Annotated in this window: 23 protein-coding genes and 1 pseudogene; 6 read left to right on the top strand and 18 right to left on the bottom strand. The window is 59.3% G+C overall.

Features of this window, described 5'->3' with window-relative positions:
- The first annotated feature begins 416 nt into the window (after positions 1-416).
- Complete coding sequence (locus K5R88_RS03300) at positions 417-1,334, top strand: LysR family transcriptional regulator (RefSeq protein WP_226299191.1); 918 nt, start codon at positions 417-419, stop codon at positions 1,332-1,334.
- Between the two features lie 2 nt (positions 1,335-1,336).
- On the opposite strand, the gene K5R88_RS03295 is transcribed toward K5R88_RS03300, so the two are convergent.
- Positions 1,337-2,914 (bottom strand): sensor domain-containing diguanylate cyclase, encoded by a 1,578-nt coding sequence (locus K5R88_RS03295; RefSeq protein WP_223451783.1) that lies wholly within the window; start codon positions 2,912-2,914, stop codon positions 1,337-1,339.
- Between the two features lie 78 nt (positions 2,915-2,992).
- Positions 2,993-3,520 carry a DUF3087 domain-containing protein gene (locus K5R88_RS03290; RefSeq protein ID WP_223436509.1) on the bottom strand — a complete coding sequence of 176 codons (528 nt, stop codon included), beginning with the start codon at positions 3,518-3,520 and terminating at the stop codon, positions 2,993-2,995.
- Positions 3,521-3,733: 213 nt separating this feature from the next.
- Between K5R88_RS03290 and ppnN the strand changes: the two genes are divergently transcribed.
- The gene (gene ppnN / locus K5R88_RS03285; RefSeq protein ID WP_008034560.1) at positions 3,734-5,107 is read left to right on the top strand and encodes a nucleotide 5'-monophosphate nucleosidase PpnN; all 1,374 of its coding nucleotides are present in this window, start codon (positions 3,734-3,736) and stop codon (positions 5,105-5,107) included.
- A gap of 570 nt (positions 5,108-5,677) precedes the next feature.
- Here the strand turns inward: ppnN and K5R88_RS03280 are convergent.
- Together K5R88_RS03280 and K5R88_RS03275 are read right to left on the bottom strand one after the other, a co-directional pair.
- A complete protein-coding gene (locus K5R88_RS03280) occupies positions 5,678-6,742 on the bottom strand; it encodes an alpha/beta fold hydrolase (protein ID WP_226299190.1) in 1,065 nt (354 codons plus the stop codon).
- Positions 6,743-6,858: 116 nt separating this feature from the next.
- Complete coding sequence (locus K5R88_RS03275; protein ID WP_226299189.1) at positions 6,859-7,122, bottom strand: DUF2790 domain-containing protein; 264 nt, start codon at positions 7,120-7,122, stop codon at positions 6,859-6,861.
- Between the two features lie 227 nt (positions 7,123-7,349).
- On the opposite strand from K5R88_RS03275, the gene K5R88_RS03270 reads away from it, so the two are divergent.
- The 4 genes from K5R88_RS03270 to K5R88_RS03255 all read left to right on the top strand — a co-directional run bounded on the left by K5R88_RS03270 (position 7,350) and on the right by K5R88_RS03255 (position 9,858).
- Positions 7,350-8,090, top strand: coding sequence for a response regulator (locus K5R88_RS03270; protein WP_008033593.1), 741 nt, complete (start codon positions 7,350-7,352; stop codon positions 8,088-8,090).
- A gap of 202 nt (positions 8,091-8,292) precedes the next feature.
- Positions 8,293-8,640: a hypothetical protein gene (locus K5R88_RS03265; RefSeq protein WP_226299188.1), complete on the top strand. Its 348-nt coding sequence runs from the start codon at positions 8,293-8,295 to the stop codon at positions 8,638-8,640.
- A 148-nt stretch (positions 8,641-8,788) separates the two neighbouring features.
- Positions 8,789-9,523: a substrate-binding periplasmic protein gene (locus K5R88_RS03260; RefSeq protein ID WP_226299187.1), complete on the top strand. Its 735-nt coding sequence runs from the start codon at positions 8,789-8,791 to the stop codon at positions 9,521-9,523.
- A gap of 110 nt (positions 9,524-9,633) precedes the next feature.
- On the top strand, positions 9,634-9,858 hold the full coding sequence (locus tag K5R88_RS03255; protein ID WP_192229222.1) for a hypothetical protein: 225 nt from the start codon (positions 9,634-9,636) through the stop codon (positions 9,856-9,858).
- Positions 9,859-10,896: 1,038 nt separating this feature from the next.
- Here the strand turns inward: K5R88_RS03255 and K5R88_RS03250 are convergent.
- From K5R88_RS03250 to K5R88_RS03185, 14 genes and pseudogenes are all read right to left on the bottom strand, one after another.
- Positions 10,897-12,021, bottom strand: a complete 1,125-nt coding sequence (locus tag K5R88_RS03250; RefSeq protein WP_226299186.1) for an IS481 family transposase — start codon at positions 12,019-12,021, stop codon at positions 10,897-10,899.
- 158 nt (positions 12,022-12,179) lie between these two features.
- Positions 12,180-13,607 (bottom strand): FAD/NAD(P)-binding protein, encoded by a 1,428-nt coding sequence (locus K5R88_RS03245; protein WP_226299185.1) that lies wholly within the window; start codon positions 13,605-13,607, stop codon positions 12,180-12,182.
- A gap of 14 nt (positions 13,608-13,621) precedes the next feature.
- Entirely contained in the window at positions 13,622-14,389 is a 768-nt protein-coding gene (locus tag K5R88_RS03240) for an ABC transporter ATP-binding protein (protein ID WP_226299184.1), read from the bottom strand.
- Positions 14,390-14,392: 3 nt separating this feature from the next.
- On the bottom strand, positions 14,393-15,733 hold the full coding sequence (locus K5R88_RS03235) for an ABC transporter substrate-binding protein (RefSeq protein ID WP_226299183.1): 1,341 nt from the start codon (positions 15,731-15,733) through the stop codon (positions 14,393-14,395).
- Positions 15,734-15,763: 30 nt separating this feature from the next.
- Positions 15,764-16,813: a branched-chain amino acid ABC transporter permease gene (locus tag K5R88_RS03230; RefSeq protein WP_226299182.1), complete on the bottom strand. Its 1,050-nt coding sequence runs from the start codon at positions 16,811-16,813 to the stop codon at positions 15,764-15,766.
- A gap of 4 nt (positions 16,814-16,817) precedes the next feature.
- Positions 16,818-17,699 (bottom strand): branched-chain amino acid ABC transporter permease, encoded by an 882-nt coding sequence (locus K5R88_RS03225; protein ID WP_226299181.1) that lies wholly within the window; start codon positions 17,697-17,699, stop codon positions 16,818-16,820.
- Entirely contained in the window at positions 17,699-18,475 is a 777-nt protein-coding gene (locus tag K5R88_RS03220) for an ABC transporter ATP-binding protein (protein ID WP_192417544.1), read from the bottom strand. The genes K5R88_RS03225 and K5R88_RS03220 overlap by 1 nt, the downstream gene beginning before the upstream one ends.
- A complete protein-coding gene (locus tag K5R88_RS03215) occupies positions 18,472-19,377 on the bottom strand; it encodes an AMP-binding protein (RefSeq protein ID WP_223452552.1) in 906 nt (301 codons plus the stop codon). Before K5R88_RS03215 ends, K5R88_RS03220 begins: the two co-directional genes overlap by 4 nt.
- Positions 19,378-20,156: 779 nt before the next feature.
- On the bottom strand, positions 20,157-21,560 hold the full coding sequence (locus K5R88_RS03210) for an LLM class flavin-dependent oxidoreductase (protein WP_226299180.1): 1,404 nt from the start codon (positions 21,558-21,560) through the stop codon (positions 20,157-20,159).
- Between the two features lie 299 nt (positions 21,561-21,859).
- Positions 21,860-22,180 (bottom strand): hypothetical protein, encoded by a 321-nt coding sequence (locus K5R88_RS03205; protein ID WP_226299179.1) that lies wholly within the window; start codon positions 22,178-22,180, stop codon positions 21,860-21,862.
- 274 nt (positions 22,181-22,454) lie between these two features.
- A complete protein-coding gene (locus tag K5R88_RS03200; RefSeq protein ID WP_226299178.1) occupies positions 22,455-22,883 on the bottom strand; it encodes an acyl-CoA dehydrogenase in 429 nt (142 codons plus the stop codon).
- Between the two features lie 10 nt (positions 22,884-22,893).
- Positions 22,894-24,096, bottom strand: coding sequence for an SfnB family sulfur acquisition oxidoreductase (locus tag K5R88_RS03195; RefSeq protein ID WP_226299177.1), 1,203 nt, complete (start codon positions 24,094-24,096; stop codon positions 22,894-22,896).
- A 211-nt stretch (positions 24,097-24,307) separates the two neighbouring features.
- Positions 24,308-24,649: a hypothetical protein gene (locus K5R88_RS03190; RefSeq protein WP_226299176.1), complete on the bottom strand. Its 342-nt coding sequence runs from the start codon at positions 24,647-24,649 to the stop codon at positions 24,308-24,310.
- Positions 24,650-24,817: 168 nt separating this feature from the next.
- Positions 24,818-24,997 (bottom strand): annotated as a pseudogene (locus K5R88_RS03185) (cupin domain-containing protein); the annotation flags it as partial.
- Positions 24,998-25,202 lie beyond the last annotated feature (205 nt).

The following is a 25,202-nucleotide window of genomic DNA, read 5'->3' as shown; positions in this document are numbered from 1 at the left end:
CTGGCGATGGCGGCCTCAAATCCAACGCAGCGTTTGAGGGCCTCATCGCTGGCAAGCCAGCTCCTACAGGGGGTGGGTTGTCCGATAAATTTCAAACAGCCCGCGATTTTGTAGGAGCCGGCTTGCTGGCGATGGCGGCCTCAAATCCAACGTAGCGTTCAAGGGCCTCTTCGCGGGCAAGCCTCGCTCCTACAGGGGTTGGGGTTGCCGATAAATTTCAGACAACCCGCGATTTTGTAGGAGCCGGCTTGCCGGCGATGGCGGCCTCAAATTCAACGCAGCGTTTGAGGGCCTCTTCGCGGGCAAGCCTCGCTCCTACAGGGGTTGTGGTTGACCTATATATTTCAGGTAGCCGCGACTTTGTTTTCGTTGCTCCAGACATTCATTTCCAGGCCGTTCGTTCGAGGATTCAGAACATGTTGTCGATTGAAGACCTGGCGTTGCTGGAGGCCATTCGGGAAACCGGTAGCCTGTCGCGCGCGGCGGTGCACCTGGGCAAGGCGCCATCGACCGTGTCGTATGCGGCGCGGCAACTGGAAGAGCGTTTCGACGCCTTGCTCTTCGATCGCCGCCGTTACCGCTTGCAGCTCACCCCGGCCGGGGAATTGCTGGTGAACGAGGCGGCGCGGCTGATGCAGGACGTCTCGCGCCTGACCCAACGGGTGCAGCAAGTGGCCAATGGTTGGGAGAGTCGGCTGTGGATCGTCACCGACGAACTGCTGGAGTTCGAAACCCTGATCCCGGTGATTCACGAGTTCGATGCGCTGGAATCCGGCGTACCGTTGCGCATCACCCAGGAAGTGCTCAAAGGTGTCTGGGAAGCCCTGCGCGAAGGCCGTGCGGACCTGATCATCGGCGCCACCAACGAACCGCCGGCCATCCCTTCCTTGCGCTGGATGCAGTTGGGAGAAATGGAATGGGTGTTTGCAGTCTCACCGAAGCACCCGCTGGCCAAGGCCAAGGAACCGATCTCTCGGGCAACGGTGACGCAACACCGGGCGATTGTCGTGGCCGACTCGTCCAGAGTCACCGAAGGCAGCACTTATGGTGTCTCCGGCGGACAACCCGTGCTCGCCGTGCCGACCATGCGCGCCAAAATCCTCGCCCAGTGCGACGGCCTGGGCGTGGGGTGGCTGCCCAAACATCGGGTCGGCTCGTTACTGGAAAACGGCACGCTGGTCGAAAAACAGATGGCCGACCCGCGCGAGCCGAACATTCTGTATGCCGGCTGGCGTGGCGACCATGACGGTCGCGCCCTGGGTTGGTGGCTGGAAAAACTCAAGCAATCGTACCTGGCGACCCAACTGGTTCAGGGCAGCGGTGGGTTTGTTTGAGTTCAGTTGGCAATGACGCTCATGTTCCTGCCGCTGGCCTTGGCCACGTAAAGCGCCTTGTCCGCAGCGCCGACGAGGTCGTTCGGCTGGGCCTGTGATGCCGGATCGTAAGCGGCGACGCCGATACTGACCGTCACCATGCCTTCTGCGCCTTCACGGTGTGGAATACCGGCCTGCAACACCGCACGACGGATTTTTTCCGCCACCAGAAACGCCCCCACATAGTCAGTCCCCGGCAGCACCGCCGCAAACTCTTCACCGCCGTAGCGCGCCGCCAGATCCCCGGGCCGCTTGATGTTGTCGGTGATGATCGCGCTGATGTTGCGCAAACATTCGTCGCCGGCCACATGACCGTAGTGGTCGTTGAACAGTTTGAAGTGATCGACATCGATCATCAGCAGCGCGAGGCCGCTCAGGCTGCGCCGGGCGCGACCCATTTCCGAGTGGATGAACAGATCGAACTGACGCCGGTTGGACAGCCCCGTCAGCGCGTCTTCCAGGGCCAGCAATTCCAGGCCGCGATTGACCTCGAGCAGTTTGTCCTGAGCGTCCAGCAGTTGGTTCTGAATGCGGTTCTGCTGCTTCATCAGATTGATCAGGCGAAAACCCAGTACACCGACAAAACCCAGCAAAAGCGTAACGATGCCAGCACTGAGCATGGATTCCTCACGCCAGCCGGCCAGGACTTCCTCCTTGTCGAGCGCGGCGAAAACAACCAGCGGATACCCCTCGACCCGGCGAAACCCCACCACCCGCACAACGCCATCCACCATGGATTTGAATGTTGCCGTCCCTGAACTCCCCGAGGGCAACAACTGCTTGAACAGTGGGCTGTTGACGAGGCTGGTGCCGATATCCGCTTCGTTGAACGGCCGGCGAACGATGATGGTGGCGTCGTCGGCGATCAGGTTGATTACGCCGTTGCGGCCCATGTCGATGCTGTCGTACAGGAACAGGAAATGATTGAGATAAATCGTCGCCAGCGCCACACCGGCAAAACTCCCATCGGCATGATTGATCCGGCGCGACACCGTCATGATCCATTCGCCGCTGGAGCGGCTTTTGATCGACGGGCCGATATGAGGCCCACGGTCGGGATGATTGCGATGGAAGATGAAATATTCACGGTCGGCATTGTTGGCATCGGTCAGGGCGGCGCCGTTGGAATTGGCAATCCAGCGCCCCGTTTCGTCATAGACGAACAGGCCATGCAACTGACTCAACTCACTGCGCTGGGCGCTGAGCAAGCGCTCCAGATGTGGCAGCCCGGCCGGGTCGAAGCCGTCGCTTTCGAGGCGTTCCACCAGCGTAAACAGCAGCGTATCGGCCTGCTTGATCGTCGCCTGCGCTTGCGAGGCCAGGGTCTGCGCAAGGTTGGACATTGCCACTTCCTTGTCATGCAGATGGTACTGGCGCGAACTCCACGCTTCCCAGATCACGATGACAATCATGGACAGGCACACTGCAACAAGCAGTACCACCGCGGAGCGTACCTTGATCCTGGCACCGGCCTGTTCGGTGACCAAAGGCACGCTGTGGCGCAATTGTTCAATTCGGTCTTTGACAGACGGGTTACCCATGACGCTCCCTGAATCCTTATGAATGGCGACTGATCCCGTTCGCCTTTTTATTATCTATGTGCCTTGATCCTGTACCGGTTAGCGTGGCGTCTGTTTCACGGCCTCAAGCCACGCCGGGTTCAATTGCGTCTGTTCGGTCTCGATGCCCAGCGCTTCCATTCGTGCCTTGTGCAGGTCCATTTCACGTATCAATTGGCTGTGATCACTGGAGTTAGCGTCCAGTTGGTGCATCTGGCTCAGCCCCAGGTGATAAAAACGCAGCAGCTTCATGGCACTCGGATCACCCGCGTCCACCGCCGCCGTCACCTGGTGCATGACGTTGGTGATGCTCATCAGGCTGCGTTTGAGCTGCCAGCCGTAGACCGCCGGCGCCATCCACTCCTGGGTCCAGAATTTGCCGCGCATCAGCGCCGCCATCAACAGCACCGCGACAAACACGCCGCCCACATTGAAGCGTAGATTGTCGCCCCCCGGTTCGCCGAACATCGCCACCGCCGCGGTGGACAAAACCATCGCCAGGGCGAGGAAAACCAGGGCGATGATGATCGTGCTGCGGCGCGTCTGGCTTCGATAGATTTCTGGGTTCTGTGGCTGGATTTCAAACATCGCGACGGGATTCCTCAGGCGGCGTGAGCAAAAAGACTGCGGGGCATTATCGCCTCTGCGAGGGATTTAGCTATGCTGGGGCTCCTTTTCATCTTTTCATCGTCAAAGGGGAACATGGCGATACTGCGCAGTTCGTGCCATCTTCTTTCGTGGATACATACTATTCGGATGTCATGCGTCCTCGGCGGGTGACATCGTTTTAAGGATCATTGAATGTCCCAACGACAAGTAATCAACGCTTCGGTCAGCCCCAAAGGCAGCCTGGAAACCCTCTCTCAACGTGAAGTACAGCAACTGAGCGAAGCCGGATCCGGCAGCACCTATACCCTCTTCCGCCAGTGCGCCCTGGCCATTCTGAATACCGGCGCCCATGTCGATAACGCCAAGACCATCCTCGAAGCCTACAAGGACTTCGAAATCCGCATTCACCAACAAGACCGCGGTGTACGCCTGGAACTGCTGAACGCCCCGGCCGACGCATTCGTCGATGGCGAAATGATCGCCAGCACCCGGGAAATGCTGTTCAGCGCCCTGCGCGACATCGTCTACACCGAAAACGAACTCGACAGCCAGCGCATCGACCTGAGCAATTCCCAGGGCATCAGCGACTATGTGTTCCATCTGCTGCGCAACGCCCGCACCCTGCGCCCCGGCGTCGAGCCGAAGATCGTAGTGTGCTGGGGTGGCCACTCGATCAACACCGAAGAATACAAATACACCAAGAAAGTCGGCCACGAACTGGGCCTGCGCAGCCTCGACATCTGCACCGGTTGCGGCCCCGGCGTGATGAAAGGCCCGATGAAAGGCGCGACCATCGCCCATGCCAAACAACGTATTCACGGTGGCCGTTACCTCGGTTTGACCGAACCCGGCATCATCGCTGCCGAAGCGCCGAACCCGATCGTCAATGAGCTGGTGATTCTGCCGGACATCGAGAAACGCCTGGAAGCGTTTGTGCGTGTCGGCCATGGCATCATCATTTTCCCCGGCGGCGCGGGCACGGCTGAAGAGTTCCTGTACCTGCTCGGCATCCTGATGCACCCGGACAACAAGGGCCTGCCCTTCCCGGTCATCCTCACCGGGCCGAAACACGCGGCGCCGTATCTGGAACAACTGGACGCGTTCGTCGGCGCCACCCTGGGTGACGCAGCGAAGCAGCATTACGAGATCATCATTGACGACCCGGCTGAAGTCGCGCGGCAGATGACTGCTGGCCTCAAAGCGGTGAAACAGTTCCGCCGCGAGCGCAACGACGCGTTCCATTTCAACTGGCTGCTGAAGATCGACGAAGGCTTCCAGCGCCCGTTCGACCCGACCCACGAAAACATGGCCAACCTGAAACTCAGCCGCAGCCTGCCGGCCCACGAACTGGCCGCCAACCTGCGTCGCGCGTTCTCCGGCATCGTCGCCGGCAACGTCAAGGACAAGGGCATCCGCCTGATCGAAGAACACGGGCCGTACCAGATCCGTGGCGATGCGGCGGTGATGCAGCCGCTGGATCAGTTGCTCAAGGCGTTCGTGGCCCAGCACCGGATGAAACTGCCGGGCGGCGCGGCGTATGTGCCGTGTTATCGCGTGGTTGCATAACCAAACCCTGTAGGAGCCGGCTTGCTGGCGATCAGGCCCTCGAGCCGTGCATCGCTCATCCGGCCGCCATCGCCAGCAAGCCGGCTCCTACAGTTTGGTGTCGTGTGAAAGACTACCGACACCCACGATTCCTGTAGGAGCCGGCTTGCTGGCGATGAGGTCCTCGAGCCGTGCATCGTTCATTCGGGCCCCATCGCCGGCAAGCCGGCTCCTACAGTTTGGTGTCGTGTGAAAAACTACCGACACCCACGATTCCTGTAGGAGCCGGCTTGCTGGCGATGAGGCCCTCGAACCGTGCATCGTTCATCCGGCCGCCATCGCCGGCAAGCCGGCTCCTACAGTCCGGTGTCGTGTGAAAAACTACCGACACCCACGATTCCTGTAGGAGCCAGCTTGCTGGCGATGAGGCCCTCCAGCCGTGCATCGTTCATCCGGCCGCCATCGCCAGCAAGCCGGCTCCTACAGTTTGGTGTCGTGTGAAAGACTACCGACACCCACGATTCCTGTAGGAGCCGGCTTGCTGGCGATGGGGCCCTAAAGCCTTGCGCAGCGCATCAAGCCGGTTTCGTTTTACAGGTTATCCGCGTCGATCACAGCCTTGGCAAAGGCTTGCGGATCTTCCTGCGGCAAGTTGTGGCCGATGCCGCCGCTGATGAGGCGGTATTCGTATTTGCCAGTAAAACGCTTGGCGTAATCCTCGGCGGCCGGATGCGGCGCGCCGTTGGCATCGCCTTCCATGGTGATGGTCGGCACCGTAATCACCGGGGCCTTGGCCAGTTGCTGTTCCAGCGCTTCATACTGGGGTTCGCCCTGCACCATGCCCAACCGCCAGCGATAGTTGAAAATCGTGATAGCGACGTGATCCGGGTTGTCCAGGGCCGCCGCGCTGCGGTCGAACGTTGCGTCGTCGAAGCGCCATTTTGGCGATGCCAGCTCCCAGATCAACTTGGCGAAGTCGTGACGATTCTTTTCGTAGCCGGCCTGGCCGCGCTCGGTTGCAAAATAGAACTGGTACCACCATTGCAACTCGGCCTTGGGCGGCAGCGGGTTCTTGCCCGCAGCCTGATTGCCGATCAGATAGCCGCTGACGGCGACCAGCGCCTCGACCCGCTCCGGCCAAAGTGCGGCCACGATGTCCGCCGAGCGCGCGCCCCAGTCGTAGCCACCCAGCACCGCTTTCTTGATCTTCAGTGCATCCATGAAGTCGATGACATCACTGGCCAACGCCGCAGGCTGGCCGTTGCGAACAGTCTTGTCGGACAGGAAATGCGTGTCACCGTAGCCCCGTGCGTACGGGATCAACACCCGGTAACCCTTGGCCGCCAACAACGGCGCCACTTCGCTGTAGCTGTGAATGTCGTACGGCCAGCCGTGCAGAAGAATCACCACCGGCCCATCGGCGGGGCCGACTTCGGCGTACGCCACACTCAGCAACCCGGCATTGACATGCTTGAGCGGGCCGAACGTGTCCGCCTTGAGGGTCGCAGCACTCGCCACCACGGGCTCGGCAGTCGCGGCTTGCGCACTGGCAGCCCCGAGAGCACCGAGCTGCATCAGCGCGAACGCGAGGACCGAGGGGCCAAGGAGACGGCGACGACGCGAGGCGGAGGTACTGCTCAACACATTGATCTTCATGGTGATATCCCTGCAAGTCATTGATCGGGTGTTTGGACGACATGAATCAGCCATCGCGGGGCGCTGAGCAGACGGTGCGTTGCTCGACATCGACAGCGATGAGCGTAGTGGAAAGATCAGCCGCCCTGATTCGCGCAGTCTGCGAATTTGCTGTACCCGACGACTTTCTGTGCGCCATTGGAATCGAGGTAGGTCAAGCGGGCATCGACAATGCCGCAGGTGCCGCCGCCGTTGTCGACGATGGAAACAACCTTCTTGATATCCAGGTGCGTGCCGTACGCCGTGGTCTGCGCCGGGGCTTGAACATCGGCATGGGCCGAAAATGCGGCAACGTTCAGGACGGCGAAGAAGCTGGCGGCAATCAGTTTGTTCCAGTTCATGGTGAATTCCTCAGGGTTGCAATGGGCAATGGTTGCGAGGCAAATCGTGTTGTCTCGATGGAGCCCATTTAATCGACCCGAGGTATCTGCCATGTGTCTTAGAACCCGCGGTATTAAGGCGTAAGGTGTCAAACAGGGCAGCGGATACACTGTGATACAAAGCCTGTGGGCAGGTGCACCGTGGCTGCCTAGAATGCGCAACGTGCGAATAACAAGAGGGTTGAGCAATGGAACATGTAAACCACATCCTGATCGTCGACGACGACCGGGAGATTCGCGAGCTGGTCGGCAATTACCTGAAGAAGAACGGCCTGCGTACCACGGTGGTTGCCGACGGCCGGCAGATGCGCAGTTTTCTGGAAGCCAATCAGGTGGACCTGATCGTGCTGGACATCATGATGCCCGGCGATGACGGCCTGGTGCTGTGCCGCGAGTTGCGCTCGGGCAAACATAAAGCGACGCCGATCCTGATGCTCACCGCACGCAACGACGAAACCGATCGCATCCTCGGCCTGGAAATGGGCGCCGACGACTACCTGACCAAACCCTTCGCCGCCCGCGAGTTGCTGGCGCGGATCAACGCCGTATTGCGCCGTACGCGAATGCTGCCGCCCAACCTGCTGATCACCGAAAGTGGCCGACTGTTGGGTTTCGGCCGCTGGCGCCTCGACACGACTGCCCGCCATCTACTCGACGAAGACAACACGATGGTGGCCCTCAGTGGTGCCGAGTACCGCTTGTTGCGCGTATTCCTCGATCACCCGCAACGGGTACTCAGCCGCGACCAGTTGCTCAACCTGACCCAGGGACGCGATGCCGACCTGTTCGATCGCTCAATCGATTTGCTGGTGAGCCGTTTGCGCCAACGCTTGATGGATGACTCGCGCGAGTCGACCTACATCAAGACCGTGCGCAGCGAAGGCTATGTGTTCTCCTACCCGGTGGAAATGCTCGGCGCAGAATCATGAAGCGAGCCTGGCGCTGAACACGATCGCCCTTCACATCCGAAGGGTTTTGTATCCGTCTGTATAAGAACCCGCGACAGATACGCAGACAGCGATTTCGCCGGGTTCGAGCACACATCACCGATACACCCGGGCGTTTAACTGTGATCACCGGATAGCAGCAGCAGCTACCGACCCACTCAAACTAAACGCACGGAGAATCACCATGATCAATTTCTCGAAAGTTTCTTCCCTGGCACTCGGTCTGGCACTGGTCGGTGGTCTCGGCCTGTCGAATCTGGCCTCGGCCAGCACCGTGAGCGCGGTGTCCCACAGCCAGATCCAGCAACTGCTGGTGGAAGGTGGCTCGGATCGGCTGCAACAGAACCGCGTAGCTGAAGGCGGTGCCGATCGCCTGCAAGAGCTGCGTGAACGTGTCGCCGAAGGCGGTGCCGATCGCCTGCAGGAACTGCGTGAACGTGTCGCCCTGATCAGCCCGGACAACGCCGTACGCGGCGGCGTGATCGTGGCGGAAAACCGCGCAGAGTTCGGTTCGAAATATCAGCGGTATTGATCGCGATCCACGTCGCAACAAAGATCCCCTGTGGGAGCGAGTGATACCTATAAATCCTCAGGTCTGACGCAAAAGCCCGCTCAATTGCGCGGGACAGTGACTGCACGCTCGTACTAAGCTTCGTGCCTCATTCGATCAAGGACGATTCATGAAGCGCATCGCCGTTTGCCTGCTGTCTCTTTTGACGTTCACTGCGGTCGCGGCAGACCTGAACATGCTGACTGACAACCACCCGCCCCTGCATTTCCAGCAGGGTAATCAGCTGGTGGGGTTTGGCGTGGACGTGGTGCAGGCACTGGCCGACATGGCTGGCGACCAGGTGCACTTTCAGCAAGTCCCGCTACTGCGCGCCTTGCATGTGGCCAGCACCGAGCCCACCACAGGGGTGTTCACCGTGTTGCGCACTGCCGAGCGTGATGGCCAGTATCAGTGGGTCGGTCCGCTGATGGAGGTGGAAACCGCTCTGTATTCCACTGAAAGTACCCGGCAACCGGTGCGCAGTCTGCTGGAGGCCGGTCATCAGGGCCGCATTGCCGTTCCGCGAAAATGGCTGGTCTACAGCTACTTGCAGAAGCAGGATGTGAACAATCTGTACGGCGTGGAAACCCCCGAACAAATGATGCGTCTGGCCCGCCTGGGTCGCGCGGAGTTCGTGGTGGCCGACACCCTTTCCGTCGCCACCATGGCCCGTGAAGAAGGAGTGCCACCTGAGCAGTTGCACTACCAGATACCGCTGATGAAGGAAGCCACCTATATCGCTTTTTCGCCGTTGAGCGACCCGCGTCAGATTGCGCGCTGGCAACAGGCGCTGAACACGATGCGCCAGGACGGGCGCCTGGAACAGCTCAAGCAGCGCTGGCTGGCAGACCGCACACCACGCTGACGGCGTGGATCAACGTTCTCGATAAAGACTATGCGTGAGGGTGTTTTTTCATCGTGATGCTCCAGGACTACTGTGGGCCCATCTTCTTCCCACAGTTCTGGAGCAACATCATGAAAAGCATTATCGGTCTTGGTTTCGTCCTTTCGGTTCTTGGTGCTACATCGGCCATCGCGGCGCCTCACGCTTCTTTGCCGGTGGTGGCGGCGGCGAAGGTCAGTCAGCCGGCTACGTTGAATGTGAATACGGTTGGTGTTGATCGTAAAGACACTCAGGCGAGTACGTTGTATGTCGCTGAAAACCGTCCTGAGTTTGGGTCCAAGTATCAGCGTTATTGATTGGCTGGTTTGTGCGGCTTTGAATAGGAAACCCCGGGAGGATTTGGTCTTTTCGGGGTTTCTTTGTTTGGGGGCATATCCGTTTTTTTTTGTGATGGCTGATATTGGTTTCGCCCTTACGGCGAGTCACTTGGAAGAGCGCCAAGTAACCAAGCGCTCTTGCCCCTTTCGTTCGGTGGCTCGCTAAGGCTCGCCATGCCCTCGCTCCGGTCCTGCTCCGTGGGCCCGCCGCCATCGGCCATCCTTGGCCGGGGGCGGCTAACCCGGCATCCATGCCGGGTTGCCCACTACGCAGAACCTCCACTCGGCCTCTCGAGGGGGCGCTCAGATCAAAAGCGGAAGGCGAGCTAACGCTCGACCTGATGAGTGGTGGAAATCAAAAGCGTACGCGATTCCCTGTAGGAGCGAGGCTTGCCCGCGAAAAACGTCCGGACAACGCGTTCATTCAGACAGCACGCGTTATCGTTGACGTCCATCGCCAGCAAGCTGGCTCCTACAGGGGAATGCGTACGATCAAAGAGACAGGTCGGTTGGCAAGCCGCCTCGCTTTGGCTTTGGCTTTGGCTTTGGCTTTGGCATTTGATCTTGTGGTGGCCCACTAATTTCGGACACTTACGCATTCCCCTGTAGGAGCCGGCTTGCTGGCGATGGCGTCCGTCCAGCCAATACATACGTTGACTGACACACCGCCATCGCCAGCAAGCCGGCTCCTACAGGGAATCGCGTTTGCTTTTGATTTTCACCACTCATCAGGTCGAGCGTTAGCTCGCCTTCAGCTTTTGATCTTGAGGTACACGCCCCCTCGAGAGGCTGAGTGGAGGTTCTGCGTAGTGGGGCAACCCGGCATGGATGCCGGGTTAGCCGCGCACGGCCAAGGATGGCCGATCGCGGCGGGCCCACGGAGCAGGACCGGAGCGAGGGCATGCCGAGCATTAGCGAGGCACCGAACGAAAGGGGCAAGAGCCCTTTGGTTACTTTGGGGCTTTTTGTACGGACCGGACACATGGTGGACACATGTGCGGGGACATGGTTGACACATTATGACCCATAGTCAGGTTTGCTCACGTCGAACGTTCTTAGGAAGTGATGGCAGAAGTAGACGTCAAAGAGTCCATTTCTTTCAGGGTTGGGCCGTATTGCGATGTGCTGCCCAACCAAGCCCTTGGCGATGCTGAAATAGCGTTTCTGAAAGCGAAATCGGCTGTGATAAACCTTGGCCAACACATCGTCCGGCCCGTATTCAAACTCCGATAGTTGCTGCGGATAAGCCCAGGGGCTAGAGCGATACCGGTCCATCGGCACTTGATAGTTCAACGCTTGATGAGGCCGTTGCAGGTTATAAACCTCCCGCCATCGATCAAACGCGGATTGAGCCTCCTTGACCGTGGAAAATTGACGCCCCTCAAGCACTTCGGCTTTGAGTGAACGGTGGAAGCGCTCGATCTTCCCATTGGTTTGGGGATGGTAAGGGCGGCTGAAGCTGATCCGGATTCCTAAACGAATCAGCCAGATACTCAGCTCTGTGATTTCACCTGGGTTGCGCGGTGAGCCCCATGGCGGGCCGTTATCAACATTGATGCGTGCTGGTAATCCGAAGCGCTGGAATACCTCAATCATCTTTTCCTTCACCGTGGCTCCGCGCTCGTTATCGCAGGCCTGAATAGCCAAATTGAATCGTGAGTGGTCGTCCAACAAAGTCAGGGGGTGGCATCGGCCTTCTTGCGTTGAGAAGTGCCCCTTGAAATCCATCTGCCACAGATCGTTAGGCGCATCGTGTTCAAATCTCAGCTTGGCCTCTTGCTCATTCTGAGCAGGCTGAATCAGCCCGTGCCTGCGCAGGACATTGGTGACGGTGCTGGGAGCGATCTGCTTTTTCAAGATGATGCTGATTGTGCGTCCGCCCCATGCGGGATGTTCTTGCCTGAGGGCTAAGACTTCGGCCTCCAAAGCAGCAGGGGTCAGCTTGGGGCTGGTTGCAGGTCTGCGGGACTTCTCTTGCAGTCCCGACTGACCGTGTGTCTCGTAGCGGTTGAGCCACTTGTAGGCCGTTTGCGGACTGATGCCGAACCGTCGACACAGTTCTCGTTTATTGCTGCCGGGTTGCCGTGCTAAGGCAACAAACTCTTCTTTCAGGCTCATGGTATCTCTCGTGTCCCAGGGCATGATGGATTCCCGGCGAAGTTGGCTCGCCGAAAAGTGTCCACCATGTCCCCGCACACCCGTCAACCATGTGTCCGGTCCGTACAGGCTTTTCCAAAGTGACTCGCCGTAAGGGCGAAACCAATACCAGCCATCACAAAAAAAACGGATATACCCCCAACCTAACCCCCAACCAAGCGCAAAGCCAAAGCCTTGGCCTGACTAGCCACGTCAGTCACCGCCGTACTCTCCCACCACATCCCCCGCAACGGCGGCCCCATGGCAAACAGTCGACTCGCAACCTGCCCATCCCCCCCCAGCACCGCGCCATCAACCGCCGCCGCAATCCCCAACGCCAACGGCCCCGGCCGCACCAACCCACGGGCCAACAGCTGCTGCGGCAACGGTCGCGCCACCCGTCGCCAGTCATACTCAATGCCACTGGAATTGATCAACGCCGCGCCACTGACGACAACCGTTTGCGCTTCACCACGGCGACGAATACGGATACTGACACCACCCGAAGCCGGCTCCAGCCCTTTGAACGAAGCCGCCTGAATCCGCAACCGCCCTTCCCCGTGCAATCGCGCAACCAACTCGGCACTCAACGGCGGCGACCGGTGATGATGACTTTCCCACCACGGCCGCACATGCCGCACAAACTGCCGACGCTGCCCATCCGTCGCCTGACTCCACAACCGACCGATATGCACCCGCACCGTATCCAGTGGCGCCTGCCAGTCGATACCCTGTTCAATGGCATCCCGGCAATGCCGACGCAGTGCTCGCACCAACTGTCGCGGCGTACGAATGCTGTGATCCTCGGCAAGAAAATCCACCCACGCCGGTGGTTGTCGACGCACGTGCGGCAGCAAGCCATGCCGGGAAAACACTTCGATCGACCCGCGATGCCCGGCCTGTTCCAGCGACACCACGGCATCGACCATGGTCAGGCCCGAACCGATGATCAACACTGTCGATAGCGGATCCAGCTCACGCATCGCGGCAACATCCCAGGGATCAAGCGCCGCAGCGTTCAAGCCACTGGACTCGGTCTGTGGCGTGCGCGCAGCCGGAAACATCCCGGTCGCCAGCACCGCATAAGCACCCTGCAACCGCTGGCCGTCACTCAAGCTCAACCGCACCGAATCATCCAGCGTCTGCAGGTCCACCACCTCGGCCCGCACATGCTCGACCGTCGAGCCATTCAACGCGCCCAGCGCCTGCGCTTCGGCCAACCGTTGCTGCACGTACAACCCGAAAATCCCCCGGGGCGGAAACAGTTCGCTGACCGGCACATGCTGCTCATCGGACTCCGACCAGCCACCGCCGGCGATGTACTCGGTCAACCATTGCGTCAGGTCGTCGGCGTTGTCCGGGTCGACGCTCATGCGCGCCGCGTTGCCGTTGAGCGTATGGCCCAACTCGACCGCGCTGTAGGCCTCACCCCGTCCAAGTTCTGCCCGGGGCTCGATCACCAGCAACGAACGTCTGCCGGGCAGGCGCAACAACTGCGCCGCCAGCATCGCGCCGCTAAGGCCACCGCCGACGATCAGGATGTCCGCGTGGCGGATGGCGTCGGTCGCCTGTCCGCGTTGGGTTTCAGTCATGGCGTTCTCACTGCTCAGTGTTTACCTAGATAAAAGTCATGCAGATCGCCCCGCGCCAACAGCGCCTCGCTGCTGCCGGACAACACCACCCGGCCGGTGTCGAGGACATAGGCCTGAGAGGCGTACTTGAGCGCCACATTAATGTTTTGCTCGGCAATCAGAAAGCTCACATGCTCGTCACGATTGAGCTGGGCGACGATCTCGAAAATCTCCTGGACGATAATAGGCGCCAAACCCATGGAAGGTTCATCAAGCAGTACCAAAGTAGGACGTGTCATCAACGCCCGGCCGATGGCGACCATCTGCTGCTCGCCACCGGACGTCAGCCCTGCCTGGGTCTTGCGCTTGGTTTTCAGGCGCGGGAACCAGGCGTAAATCCGCTCCAGGTCCCGGGCCAGGTCCTGGCGGTTCAAGCCGCGCACGAAGCCGCCACTGCGCAGGTTGTCTTCGACCGTCAACTGCGGGAACACGTGGCGACCTTCCAGCACGTGCACCATCCCTTGGCGCACCCGCAGACTGGGATCGACACCCGCCGTATCGCGACCGAGAAACTCGATCGTGCCGCGACTGACTTGCGCCCGCTCGGCCCGCACCAGCCCGGAAATCGCCTTCAGCGTGGTGCTTTTTCCCGCGCCGTTGGCACCGAGCAACGCGACGATGCCGCCCTTGGGCACCGTCAGTGAAACCCCGGCCACGGCCAGGATCGCGCCGTCGTAGATCACCTCGATGTCATTGACTCGCAACAGGTCATTGGCGGCAATGTCGCTGGCGGCTTGGCTCATGGTTTATTCATCCCCGGTGCAGGTGCGTGGCGTCAGGCCTTTTTCCTTGGCGAACGCGGCGGATTTTTCATCGATCAACGGCCGCAGCAAGGCGCGGTCGGCGGCGATCCAGTCGCTGATCAGCGTCCAGTTCGCGCCGTCCCACTGCTGTACCCGCGCCGAACCGCCGCCCTCGTGATCCTTGCAGGACAATTTGAGGTTTTGCATCAGGCCGAAATAACCCATGTCCTTGAGCCGCGCATCGTCGATGTTCAGGTGTTCCAGACCCCAGCGGCCTTCTTCGCCGTTCAGCGGACGCTTGCCGAATTTGCCTTGCGCAGTACGGATCGCTTCCACCATGACAGCGGCATTCACCAGCCCGGAGTTGTAGTAGACGCTGCCGAAATTTTTCAGGTCCTTGAGGTCGCTCTTGCCCTTGTCGAGGATGAATTGCTTGAGGCGTTTGTGGATCTCGAAATCAGCGCCTGCGGGGTATGGCGTCAGCGCCAGATAACCCTTCGCGGCGGCGCCTGCGGGCAAAACGTCTTCGCTGGAACTGGCCCAGATGTCGCCAATGATGTGGTCCACAGGGAAGCCAAATCGTGCGGCGGTTTTCACCGCGACCGGCGTCGACACGCCCCAGGTTCGCAGGAACACCCAGTCCGGGTTGACCTGGCGAATCTGCCGCCATTGTGCCGATTGCTCGTTACCCGGATCGGCCACCGGAATCTGGATGTTCTCGAAGCCGTATTTCTCCGCCAACAGTTTCAGCGGGCCGAGGGTTTCCCGGCCATACGCGGAGTCGTGATAGACCGTGGCAATCTTCTTGCCCTTGAGCTTGTCGAAACCGCCCTCGCGCTGAGCGATGTAATTGATCAGGCTCGATGCCTCGCTATAGAAGGTCAGCATCGCCGGGAAGTTGTAGGGGAACACCGTGCCGTCGGTGGCTTCGGTGCGCCCGTAGCCGAGGGTGATCAGCGGGATCTTGTCGACTTCCGCGCGCTCGCTCAACGCATAGGCCGCCGGCGCGCCGTTGGGTGAATAGATTGCCACCGGCGCGCCATCCAGGCCTTTCTTGAAGCGCTCGTAGCACTCGATGCCCTTCTCCGCCGTCCACTCGGTTTCGCATTCCTGCCACACCAGTTTGACGCCGTTGATTCCGCCTTCCACATCGTTGATGTAGTTCAGGTAATCGAGCATCCCGGCCCACACCTGCACGCCGCTGGAGGCGTAGGCGCCGACGCGATAGGTGGCCAACGGGAAGAATTGCTGGTCCGCCGAGGCCTGGACCACCGGCACTGCACTGCTGAAAACGGCCAGCGTCAAAGCGGCGCCGACCAACGAACGTTTCAAGGATGCACGCATGTTGTCTCTCTATCTAATAATGGAAAGGATTCAGAAGCGCAGCGGCCAGTGGCTCAGCCGTTCACGAAGGTTGCCCAGCAGGCGGATCAGGCCTTCCGGTTCCTTGATCAGGAACAGGATGATCAGCACGCCGAAGATGATTTTTTGCAGGTTCTGCAACTGCCCGGCGTCCACCGAACCGCCGGACAAGGCTTGTCCGGCGTGGCTGAGCAGAATCGGCAACAGGCTGATGAACGCGGCGCCGACAAAGTTGCCGGCGATGCTGCCCATCCCGCCGATAATGATGATGAACAGGATCTGGAACGACCGGTTGATATCGAAACTGCTGGCGCTGGCAGTGCCCAGGTAGGCGAAGGCCCACAGCGCCCCGGCGATGCCGAGGTAGAACGAACTGACGGCGAACGCCAGGTGTTTGTAGCGCACCACCGGAATGCCGATTACCGCTGCGGCTGTGTCCATGTCGCGGATCGCCATCCAGTTGCGGCCGATCTGGCTTTTCACCAGGTTCACCGCCACCCAGGTCAGCAACAGTACGGTGGTCAGGGTCAGCAGATAGCGTCCGAGCGGCGTGTTCAGGTCGTGGCCGAACAGCGCCAGTTTCGGTGCGGAAATGGTCCCGGACGAACCGTAGTTGTAGAACCAGGGGAATTTGACGAACAGCCACTCCAGGAAAAACTGCGCCGCCAGCGTGGTGACCATCAGGTAAAAGCCTTTGATCCGCGAACTTGGCAGGCCGAAAACAAACCCCACCACCGCGCTGATCAACCCACCGCCGAGCAGCGCGACGGGCAAGCCCAGTTCAGGCAAGCGCAGCAAAAACCCATACGTGGCAAACGCCCCGACCGCCATGAACCCGGCCGCGCCGACCGAGGTCTGGCCGGTGTATCCGGTGAGCAGATTCAGGCCGAGGCCGGCCAGGGACAGCACCAGAAACGGGATCAGGATTGCGTTCAGCCAATAGTCGTTGCCGGTCAGCGGCACGACCACGAAGGCGATCAATAACAGGCCAAGCAGTCCAAACGGGATACGACGCTGGATCAACACCGACGGCGCGGTTTCGCGGGCAAGGGAAATGGTCATGGGTTCAGACTCGCTCGATGGCGCGCTCGCCGAACAGGCCGGCGGGACGGATGTACAGGAAGGCCAGGGCCAGGACATAGGCGAACCACGGTGTGATGCCGCCGCCGATCAGCGGGCCGATGTAGACCTCGGCGAGGTTCTCCGCCGCGCCGACAATCAGCCCACCGACGATGGCCCCGCCAATCGAGGTGAAGCCACCGATGATCAGCACCGGCAACGCTTTGAGCACCACCAGCGACAGCGAAAACTGCACCCCTTGGCGAGCGCCCCAAAGCAGTCCCGCCACCAACCCGACAACCCCGGCCACGGCCCAGACGATCTGCCAGATCCGGTTGAGGTTGATGCCGATCGACAACGCGGCGGTGGTGTCATCCGCCACCGCCCGCAACGACACGCCGATGCGGGTCTTGTTGAACAACAACGCCAGCACCGTCACCAGCACAATGGCCGCCGCCGCGGCGATCAGGTCGAACTGGCTGACCATCATCCCGCCGATGAACACCGGCACGTCGTCTATCCCTAAGTCCAGCGCCCGCACTTGCGAGCCCATCAAGCCTTGTGCCAGGCCTTCGATGATGAAGGACAGCCCAAGCGTGGCCATGAACAAGGTGATCTGCGAGCGGTTGACCAGTGGCCGCAGCACCAGCCGTTCGATCAGCAACGCGCCGATGATCATCACCACTACGGTCAGCAACAGCGCCAGGGCAAACGGCACACCCTGATCGTGCAGGCTGACGAAGGTCAGCGCGGCGAACAACAGCATCGCGCCCTGGGCAAAATTGAACACGCCGCTGGCCTTGTAGATCAGCACGAAGCCGATGGCGACCAGCGAATACATGGTCCCGGCGAGCAAGCCGCCGAGCAGGGTTTCGAAGAAGAACGTCATCAGTGCACCACTCCCAGATACGCCGCGATCACTTCGGGATCGGCCTGAACTTCGGCCGGCGTGCCGTCACCGACCTTGCGCCCGTAATCGAGGACCACGACGTGGTCGGACAGGCCCATGACCACGCTCATGTCGTGCTCGATCAACACCACCGTGGTGCCGAGATCGCGGTTGATGTCGGCGATGAAACGGGCCATTTCCTGTTTCTCTTCGGCGTTCATTCCGGCCATCGGCTCATCCAGCAGCAACAGGCGCGGGCCGGCGATCAAGGCGCGGCCGAGCTCTACGCGTTTTTGCAGGCCGTAGGACAGATTGCCCACCGGCACATCGCGATGCGCCTGCAGCTCAAGGAATTCGAGAATGCCCTGGGCTTGTTGGCGGAAGGCTTCGGCCTCGCGGCGTGCTCGCGGCAGGTTGAGTGCCTGTTCGATGAAGCTGCTGCGCAAGTGCCGCGACAGGCCGGTGAGGATGTTGTCGATCACGCTCATTTTCTTGAACAACGCGTTGTTCTGGAACGTGCGGCCAATGCCTCGGCGCGCAGCGGTCAACGGGTCGATGCGTTTGAACGGCTGTTGCTCAAAGACAATCGAACCGGCGTCGAAGCGGTACACGCCGTTCAGCACGTTGAGCAGCGAACTCTTGCCCGCGCCGTTGGGGCCGATCAGCGCGCAGATCTCGCCCCGACGCACGTCGAAGGACAGCTCGTTGATCGCTTTCACGCCTTTGAAGGACAGGGAAATGCCGCTGACTTGCAGGATGGAATCGGTCGAAGTCATGCGATGTCCTGTTTGAATTCAGTGAGCCAGGTTGGCGCGGCTTTCACCTCAGGCGTGCGCGTGGCTTGCCAGATGTAATGCAGGTTGTGAAAACCGAGCAGTCGCCGAACGCGGTTCTTGATCAGGCGTTGCAGGCCTTTTTCCGGGTGAGCGATGGCCCACTCGCAAAGACGTCGACGCCAGGTGCCTTGCGCGGCGAGGCGACTGTCGATTTCCTCGGCCAGCAGTTGCAGGCGTTCGGCCGACAGCAGCAGCCCCGAAGGCGCCACCTCACGACGGTCGCGACTGGCACTGCCGGGGCTTTCCGGGAAAGCCAGGGATTGACCGCTGCTCAGCCATTGCTCAAGCAACACCGTCAGGCCGGCCTGCCATTGCGTGCTCTCTTCGCTCCACAGTTGCGCGTTCTGGCGCCAACGGTTGAGGCGCTGAGGAGTGTCGACCGAGCCAAGCAGATCGTTGAAGTTCAGCAGCGTTTGGCCCTGATTGAGCCACAGTTGCCGGGTCTGCCGGCCTTGAACGAAGGCGTGGGTGGGCCCGCTGCGCCAGAGGGTTTTGTGCAGGGACTCGGGGTCGAGGTTGTCCGGCAGGGTCAGCAACTGCCCGCCGATGTGTTGTGCGGCCAGGGCCAGCAGCAACAGATTCGGTTCGAACGCGCCGCTGAGGGCCAACCGCGAATCTTCGGTAAAACCTTGTTGGCGCAAGCCGTCGGCCAAGCGTTCGACATCGCGCAGGGCATCGATCCAGCGCCAGACAAACCACTGGCCATGGCGCTTGTGACGCAGCGCCGGCTGCAACGGACTGACCTGCGCCCAGTGGCGCAATTGCTCCAGCGCCGTGGGCAGCTCGACCCGCCACTCGGCGGTGTCCGCAAAGGGCGGACGTTTGAGTTCATGCACGCTCATGGGTTGACCTCCTGTTCATGGGCAAAAGCGTGCGGTGGTCCGCTGGGCCAAAATCTCTAAATCACCACCATCCCCTGTAGGAGCCGGCTCGCCGGCGATGGCGGCGTGACAGCCGACATCAATGCAGGATGTACCGGCCTCTTCGCGGGCAAGCCTCGCTCCTACAGGGTTTTGTGTTGTCTGCAAATATCATCCACAACACGAACCCTGTAGGAGCCGGCTTGCTGGCGATGGCGGCGTGACAGCCGACATCAATGCTGGATGTGCCGGCCTCTTCGCGAGCAGGCTCCCTCCCACAGGTTTCGTGTCGCCAGTAATATTTGTGCACGACACAAAACCCTGTAGGAGCCGGCTCGCCGGCGATAGCGGCGTGACAGCCGACATCAATGCAGGATGTACCGGCCTCTTCGCGGGCAAGCCCGCTCCTACAGGGTTTTGTGTTGTCTGCAAATATCATCCACAACACGAATCCTGTAGGAGCCGGCTTGCCGGCGATAGCGGCGTGACAGCCGACATCAATGCTGGATGTGCCGGCCCCTTCGCGAGCAGGCTCGCTCCCACAGGTTTCGTGTCGCCAGCGATATTTGTGCATGACACAAAACCCTGTAGGAGCCGGCTTGCCGGCGATGGCGGCGTGACAGCCGACATCAATGCTGGATGTGCCGGCCCCTTCGCGAGCAGGCTCGCTCCCACAGGTTTCGTGTCGCCAGCGATATTTGTGCATGACACAAAACCCTGTAGGAGCCGGCTTGCTGCGGGCGGCGTTCCGACGATGGCGTCTAGGCAGACACCACCTTCCTCTCCTGCTGCCGCAACCCCGCCAAATCCCGATACCCCGCCCCCGGATGTATCTCCGGCAACCGCGCCCCCTCCCCGAACAACTTCTCGCGCAAGGTCCCCAGTGCGTACTCGGTCTTGTAGACCCCACGCTTCTGCAACTCCGGCACCAGCAGTTCCACGGCGTCGATAAAGGTTTCGTGCGTCAGCGCATAGGCCAGGTTGAAGCCGTCCACATCGGTCTCCTCGACCCACTCCTGCAAAAGATCGGCAACTGTTTCGGGACTGCCGACAAACAGCGGACCAAACCCGCCAATCCCGACCCAGTCCGCCAGTTCATTCGGCGTCCAGACCTTGTTCGGATCGGCCGTGGAGAACGCTTCCACCGCCGATTGGATGGCGTTGGTGTGCACATGCTTGAGCGGTTCATCCGGTTTGAACTGACTGAAATCGATCCCGGTCCAGCCCGAAATCAATGCCATCGCACCTTCGTAGCTGACCCAGGTTTTGTATTCCTCGAACTTGGCTTTGGCCTTGGCATCAGTCTCACCGAGGATCACCGTTTGCAGGTTGAAGATCAGGATCTTCGACGGATCGCGCCCGGCCTCGGCGGCGCGACGACGGATGTCGGCCACGGTCTTTTTCAGCAGCACTTTCGACGGCGCCGCCACAAACACGCATTCGGCATGTTCAGCGGCGAACTGCTTGCCGCGACTCGATGCACCGGCCTGGTACAGCACGGGCGTACGTTGCGGTGAAGGTTCGCAGAGGTGAATGCCCGGCACCTGGAAGTGTTTGCCGACGTGCTGGATCTCGTGAATTTTGCTCGGGTCACTGAAAATTCGACGCTCGCGATCCCGCAGGATCGCGCCCTCCTCCCAACTGCCTTCCCAGAGTTTGTAGCAAACCTCCAGGTACTCTTCGGCGAAGTCGTAGCGGGCGTCGTGTTCGGTCTGGTTTTTCTGCCCGAGGTTCTTCGCGCCACTCTCCAGGTACGAGGTGACGATGTTCCAACCCGCACGGCCCTTGGTCAGGTGATCGAGGGTCGACAGGCGTCGGGCGAACGGATACGGGTGTTCAAACGACAGCGACGCGGTCAAACCGAAACCCAGATGCTCGGTGACCAGCGCCATCGGCGGAATCAGTTGCAGCGGATCGTTGACCGGCACCTGCGCCGCCTGACGAATCGCCGCGTCACCGTTGCCGTTGTAGACGTCGTAGATGCCGAGCACGTCGGCGATGAACAACCCGTCGAACTTGCCGCGCTCGAGGATTTTCGCCAGATCGGTCCAGTATTCGAGGTCTTTGTACTGCCACGAGCGGTCCCGTGGGTGCGCCCATAAACCGGGCGACTGGTGACCGACGCAGTTCATGTCGAAAGCGTTGAGGCGGATTTCACGAGGCATCAGGCAATACTCCTGAAACCGCGCAGGCGATAGTGCGATTAAAACGGGGAATAGCAGAAGTGGACAACATGACTTTCGGACTCCTGATGGACATGAGAGTCCTAATGCAGGAGTCGCGCCAGAATGGATGAACAGCTTGTTTTCTATACTTCATACGGTGAGATTTTAAACAGAGAGCCATCCGACAACACAAAATGCTGAATAACTGTTTGCAGAGCAACACCTGCAATTGGCAGTGCTCTAATCCGCAGACAGAAAAGAGCACTGACTTACATATTTACTGCTGAGAATCGAGAGCTTTAGCTTGCAACTGAAGTGACCTTTGATTTACCCAACCTGTCAGTGTCTTGATTCTCCAGAGTAAATTTAAAATCCACAAGTTTATGGCCACGAAGGATCTCGTTATCCTTACTAATTTTACTAATTACACCTGCGCCATCTCTTTCAACTCTCTGTGAGTTTAGCGCATAAAAGTACTTTTCTGTCGCCGGCTTACCCCAGCAGTGGACCCAGTAACCCTCCTTGGTAATTTTATCTGTCGACGAAGGGGTATCAATTACAAAATCCGACTTCGTCACTTCAACTTTTGGTGCATCAAGCTCTGGCTGTTCTTTTGACATTTCCCGCGCCCTCTTAAAAATAAAATATGAAGTTCCGATTTATTCGGATTTCAGCGCCAACCTGCTTAGTGCAAGATCTTGCACTGCGATACATATAAGGCCGACAACACAAGGCCGTCTACTGTTAGAAATAACAGGTCAACATGCGTTTCAGACGAGTGGTAACGGAGGTTTAACTGGCCGCGTCGAGCAAGAATTCGGCTACGACAAAGCCTGTCATTGCGACAGGCTTGGAGTTGTTGTCGAAAAACTTTTTTATTTGTCCGGAAGCTACCTAAGAAAACTTCGCCGGATGTATGCCATTCAGTCGAAAATTGCCAATAAGGTGAAGCTTCCAGCGCAACGGATCCTGCAGCGATCCAGGCAACACAGTGCGTTGCCCAGTCAGTTCGAATTCAGCACTGCTGACCGCACTCAGCGCCTCTGCACTGGCAAGGTGAGACTCGGCAATGGCGACGCTGACCTCAGTGGCATCTTCATGGCTATTCAAAAACTCCTCCGCACGTTCGAGCAGCGCGGCGGCAACTTCGATGCGGATGTACGCATCGCCGAAGCGACTGATGACAAACGGATCGTCCGTGGTTTTGCTCTGCTGACGAACGAAGCGCAGGGTCGCATCGAGCAAACTGCGGGCGTTGTGCAAGTCGTGCTGACTCTTGGCCAGGGGTTGCCCGGCAGCAATCGGTTGGGTCAAGGCATTCATAGTGGACTCCTCAGTTCCAGGCGTGGCGCGCAGGCTTGACGCCGTTGAGCAGGTAGTTGCCGATCAGGTGGTATTTCCAGCGTGCCGGGTCGTGCAGCGTATGTGTGCGGGCGTTGCGCCAGTGGCGGTCGAGGTTGTACTTGCCGAGCACCGAGCGGGTCCCGGCCAGTTCGAAAAGTTTGCTGCTGGCGAGCAACGCGATTTCGGCAGACAGGACTTTGGCCTGGGCGACCACCACCGAGGCGTGGGCCACCGTGTCTTCATTGGGATTGAGCAACGCCGCGTCGATGGCTTGCCCGGCTTTCTTGAGGATCGCTTCGGTGCCGTGGACCCGCCATTCGAGGTCGCCGATGGCGGCGATGCTGAACGGGTCCTGCCAGCCGTGGTCGTGTCCGCTGTCGATCCATGGTCGGGATTCACGGGCATAGCGCTTGGTTTCTTCCAGCGCGCCGACGGCGATGCCGGTGTCCACTGCAGCTTGAATGATCTGTGAAATCGGGCCGTCCGCAGTGGGTTCGTCAAACGCTTTGTGAGCAGGGATCACCGCACTCAACGGCACCTTAACCGCATTCAACGTGACGCCGCCGCTGGCGGTGGTGCGCTGGCCAAAACCGTCCCAACTGTCGATCACGGTCAGGCCGGGATTGTCGCGTTCGATGAACGCGATGAACGCCTGGTTCTGCTCGTTAACCGCCACCGCCGGGACGATGTGCGCGAACAGCGCGCCGGTGCAGTAGAACTTCTCGCCGTCGATCTGCGCGGTGTCCTTGTCGAAACGAATGCGGGTTTCGAAGGCCCCGGCGTTTTTGCTTTTGGACTCGGAGAAAGCGTTGCCGAAGCGGTAGCCCTGCAGGACTTTGCCGAAGTAGTAACGCTTCTGCTCTTCGGTGGCGGTTTGCAGCAGGATGTCGAGCACGCCGAGGTGGTTTTGCGGGATCTGGCCAAGGGAAGAGTCAGCGGCGGAAATGATCTTGATCACTTCGGCGACGGTCACGTAGGAAACGCCGGCGCCACCGTATGCCTTGGGAACAGTGATGCCCCAGAGGCCGCTGGCGGAAAACTCGTCGAGCTCGGCGACCGGCAAGCGGCGCTCGCGATCGCGCACGCTGGCCTCGACGGCGAAGCGTGCAGCGAGTTTGTGAGCGACGGCGATTGCCTCGGCATCCGAATGGATGACGTGGACGGTGCGAGGGGGTTGGGCAGAGGCTGTCATGGGCCGACTCCGGGGTTCTGGTGAATGCACCATGGCTTTAGCAGGAGTCGTGCCATCTAACTATTGTTTATTATTCAGCGAGTTACGGTCGAAGCTTCAACTTTTCGTGATAGCCCCGAAAACAAAATGCTGAATTGGTGTTGTCTATGCAACAGCAGAACAAAATGATACCCAGCTTCCTTTGCAGAAACCGAGCATCATTATTTTCTAATCAACTATGTCGAATTTCAAAAATGTCTGACGGTGACCGGATTACATTTGGCCCAAAATCAAAGCGATAGGTAATATCTACTCTTTTTTCCACATGATTCAGCAGCACCCCTCGGTCAACCACAACTTCAAAAGGAAGTACGACGGGGGTAATGGCCTCCCTAAAAGCGACTTCTTTTCCGTCAAAAAAGACTCCTATTCTAACCGGCACAGGACTGGGATGACTGAGATCGTCTAGTTCAAAATATGCAGTAGCCCCTTTTGGGGTATCGCTCAACTTAATGATATTGTCTACGGCCTCCCTGAATTTAATCGAAGGGGGAAACTCTATGTTATTTTGCATTTTCAACTCCTTTGACATTTTTCAACTCGGCCCACATGAGCAACGTCTATGATGGGTATTTATTCGAACGTCACCATCGAATAAAGTCATTGAACGTCTATTTAAACATAAGCACAACTGTCAGAATTAACAGGTTAGTGAGCAATTCGGACAAACGGTGATCCTCAATCAAATCACTACATTACGCACGAACCGCACAGCCACCGTCCCATCGTTGCGATAGGAATGAGGCTGGTTGCTGGCGCACATGAAAAACTCTCCCGCGACAATCTCATGCGGCTCATCACCGAGCATCAACGTCAGGCAACCTGCGAACACATAAACCTGCTCACTCCAGCCTTCAGCATCTGGTCAGACCGGGATTGTCGCGCTCGATGAACGCGATGAATGCCTGGTTCTGTTTATTGACCGCCACCGCCGGGCACCAATAAAACTCAAATTATTTAACTAAATGAAGCGAGACAATCTGTGGATTTACTGTTGCTCGACAAACACTTCTGACAGCAAAACGCTCGCCCCTTTCATAGAGGTCGAGCGCTTTGTTATTCCACTC

The organism is Pseudomonas sp. MM213, assembly GCF_020423045.1.
In the GTDB taxonomy this organism is placed as follows: Bacteria; Pseudomonadota; Gammaproteobacteria; order Pseudomonadales; family Pseudomonadaceae; genus Aquipseudomonas; species Aquipseudomonas migulae.
Note: the sequence above shows the minus strand (reverse complement) of the source record. Positions and strands in the feature narration are given on the sequence as shown.

Bases quoted from the DNA above. Each gene is read 5' to 3' on its own strand.
- K5R88_RS03300 (WP_226299191.1), top strand. From the start codon at position 417: ATGTTGTCGATTGAAGACCTGGCGTTGCTGGAGGCCATTCGGGAAACC.
- K5R88_RS03295 (WP_223451783.1), bottom strand. From the start codon at position 2,914: ATGGGTAACCCGTCTGTCAAAGACCGAATTGAACAATTGCGCCACAGC.
- K5R88_RS03290 (WP_223436509.1), bottom strand. From the start codon at position 3,520: ATGTTTGAAATCCAGCCACAGAACCCAGAAATCTATCGAAGCCAGACG.
- ppnN (WP_008034560.1), top strand. From the start codon at position 3,734: ATGTCCCAACGACAAGTAATCAACGCTTCGGTCAGCCCCAAAGGCAGC.
- K5R88_RS03280 (WP_226299190.1), bottom strand. From the start codon at position 6,742: ATGAAGATCAATGTGTTGAGCAGTACCTCCGCCTCGCGTCGTCGCCGT.
- K5R88_RS03275 (WP_226299189.1), bottom strand. From the start codon at position 7,122: ATGAACTGGAACAAACTGATTGCCGCCAGCTTCTTCGCCGTCCTGAAC.
- K5R88_RS03270 (WP_008033593.1), top strand. From the start codon at position 7,350: ATGGAACATGTAAACCACATCCTGATCGTCGACGACGACCGGGAGATT.
- K5R88_RS03265 (WP_226299188.1), top strand. From the start codon at position 8,293: ATGATCAATTTCTCGAAAGTTTCTTCCCTGGCACTCGGTCTGGCACTG.
- K5R88_RS03260 (WP_226299187.1), top strand. From the start codon at position 8,789: ATGAAGCGCATCGCCGTTTGCCTGCTGTCTCTTTTGACGTTCACTGCG.
- K5R88_RS03255 (WP_192229222.1), top strand. From the start codon at position 9,634: ATGAAAAGCATTATCGGTCTTGGTTTCGTCCTTTCGGTTCTTGGTGCT.
- K5R88_RS03250 (WP_226299186.1), bottom strand. From the start codon at position 12,021: ATGCCCTGGGACACGAGAGATACCATGAGCCTGAAAGAAGAGTTTGTT.
- K5R88_RS03245 (WP_226299185.1), bottom strand. From the start codon at position 13,607: ATGACTGAAACCCAACGCGGACAGGCGACCGACGCCATCCGCCACGCG.
- K5R88_RS03240 (WP_226299184.1), bottom strand. From the start codon at position 14,389: ATGAGCCAAGCCGCCAGCGACATTGCCGCCAATGACCTGTTGCGAGTC.
- K5R88_RS03235 (WP_226299183.1), bottom strand. From the start codon at position 15,733: ATGCGTGCATCCTTGAAACGTTCGTTGGTCGGCGCCGCTTTGACGCTG.
- K5R88_RS03230 (WP_226299182.1), bottom strand. From the start codon at position 16,813: ATGACCATTTCCCTTGCCCGCGAAACCGCGCCGTCGGTGTTGATCCAG.
- K5R88_RS03225 (WP_226299181.1), bottom strand. From the start codon at position 17,699: ATGACGTTCTTCTTCGAAACCCTGCTCGGCGGCTTGCTCGCCGGGACC.
- K5R88_RS03220 (WP_192417544.1), bottom strand. From the start codon at position 18,475: ATGACTTCGACCGATTCCATCCTGCAAGTCAGCGGCATTTCCCTGTCC.
- K5R88_RS03215 (WP_223452552.1), bottom strand. From the start codon at position 19,377: ATGAGCGTGCATGAACTCAAACGTCCGCCCTTTGCGGACACCGCCGAG.
- K5R88_RS03210 (WP_226299180.1), bottom strand. From the start codon at position 21,560: ATGCCTCGTGAAATCCGCCTCAACGCTTTCGACATGAACTGCGTCGGT.
- K5R88_RS03205 (WP_226299179.1), bottom strand. From the start codon at position 22,180: ATGTCAAAAGAACAGCCAGAGCTTGATGCACCAAAAGTTGAAGTGACG.
- K5R88_RS03200 (WP_226299178.1), bottom strand. From the start codon at position 22,883: ATGAATGCCTTGACCCAACCGATTGCTGCCGGGCAACCCCTGGCCAAG.
- K5R88_RS03195 (WP_226299177.1), bottom strand. From the start codon at position 24,096: ATGACAGCCTCTGCCCAACCCCCTCGCACCGTCCACGTCATCCATTCG.
- K5R88_RS03190 (WP_226299176.1), bottom strand. From the start codon at position 24,649: ATGCAAAATAACATAGAGTTTCCCCCTTCGATTAAATTCAGGGAGGCC.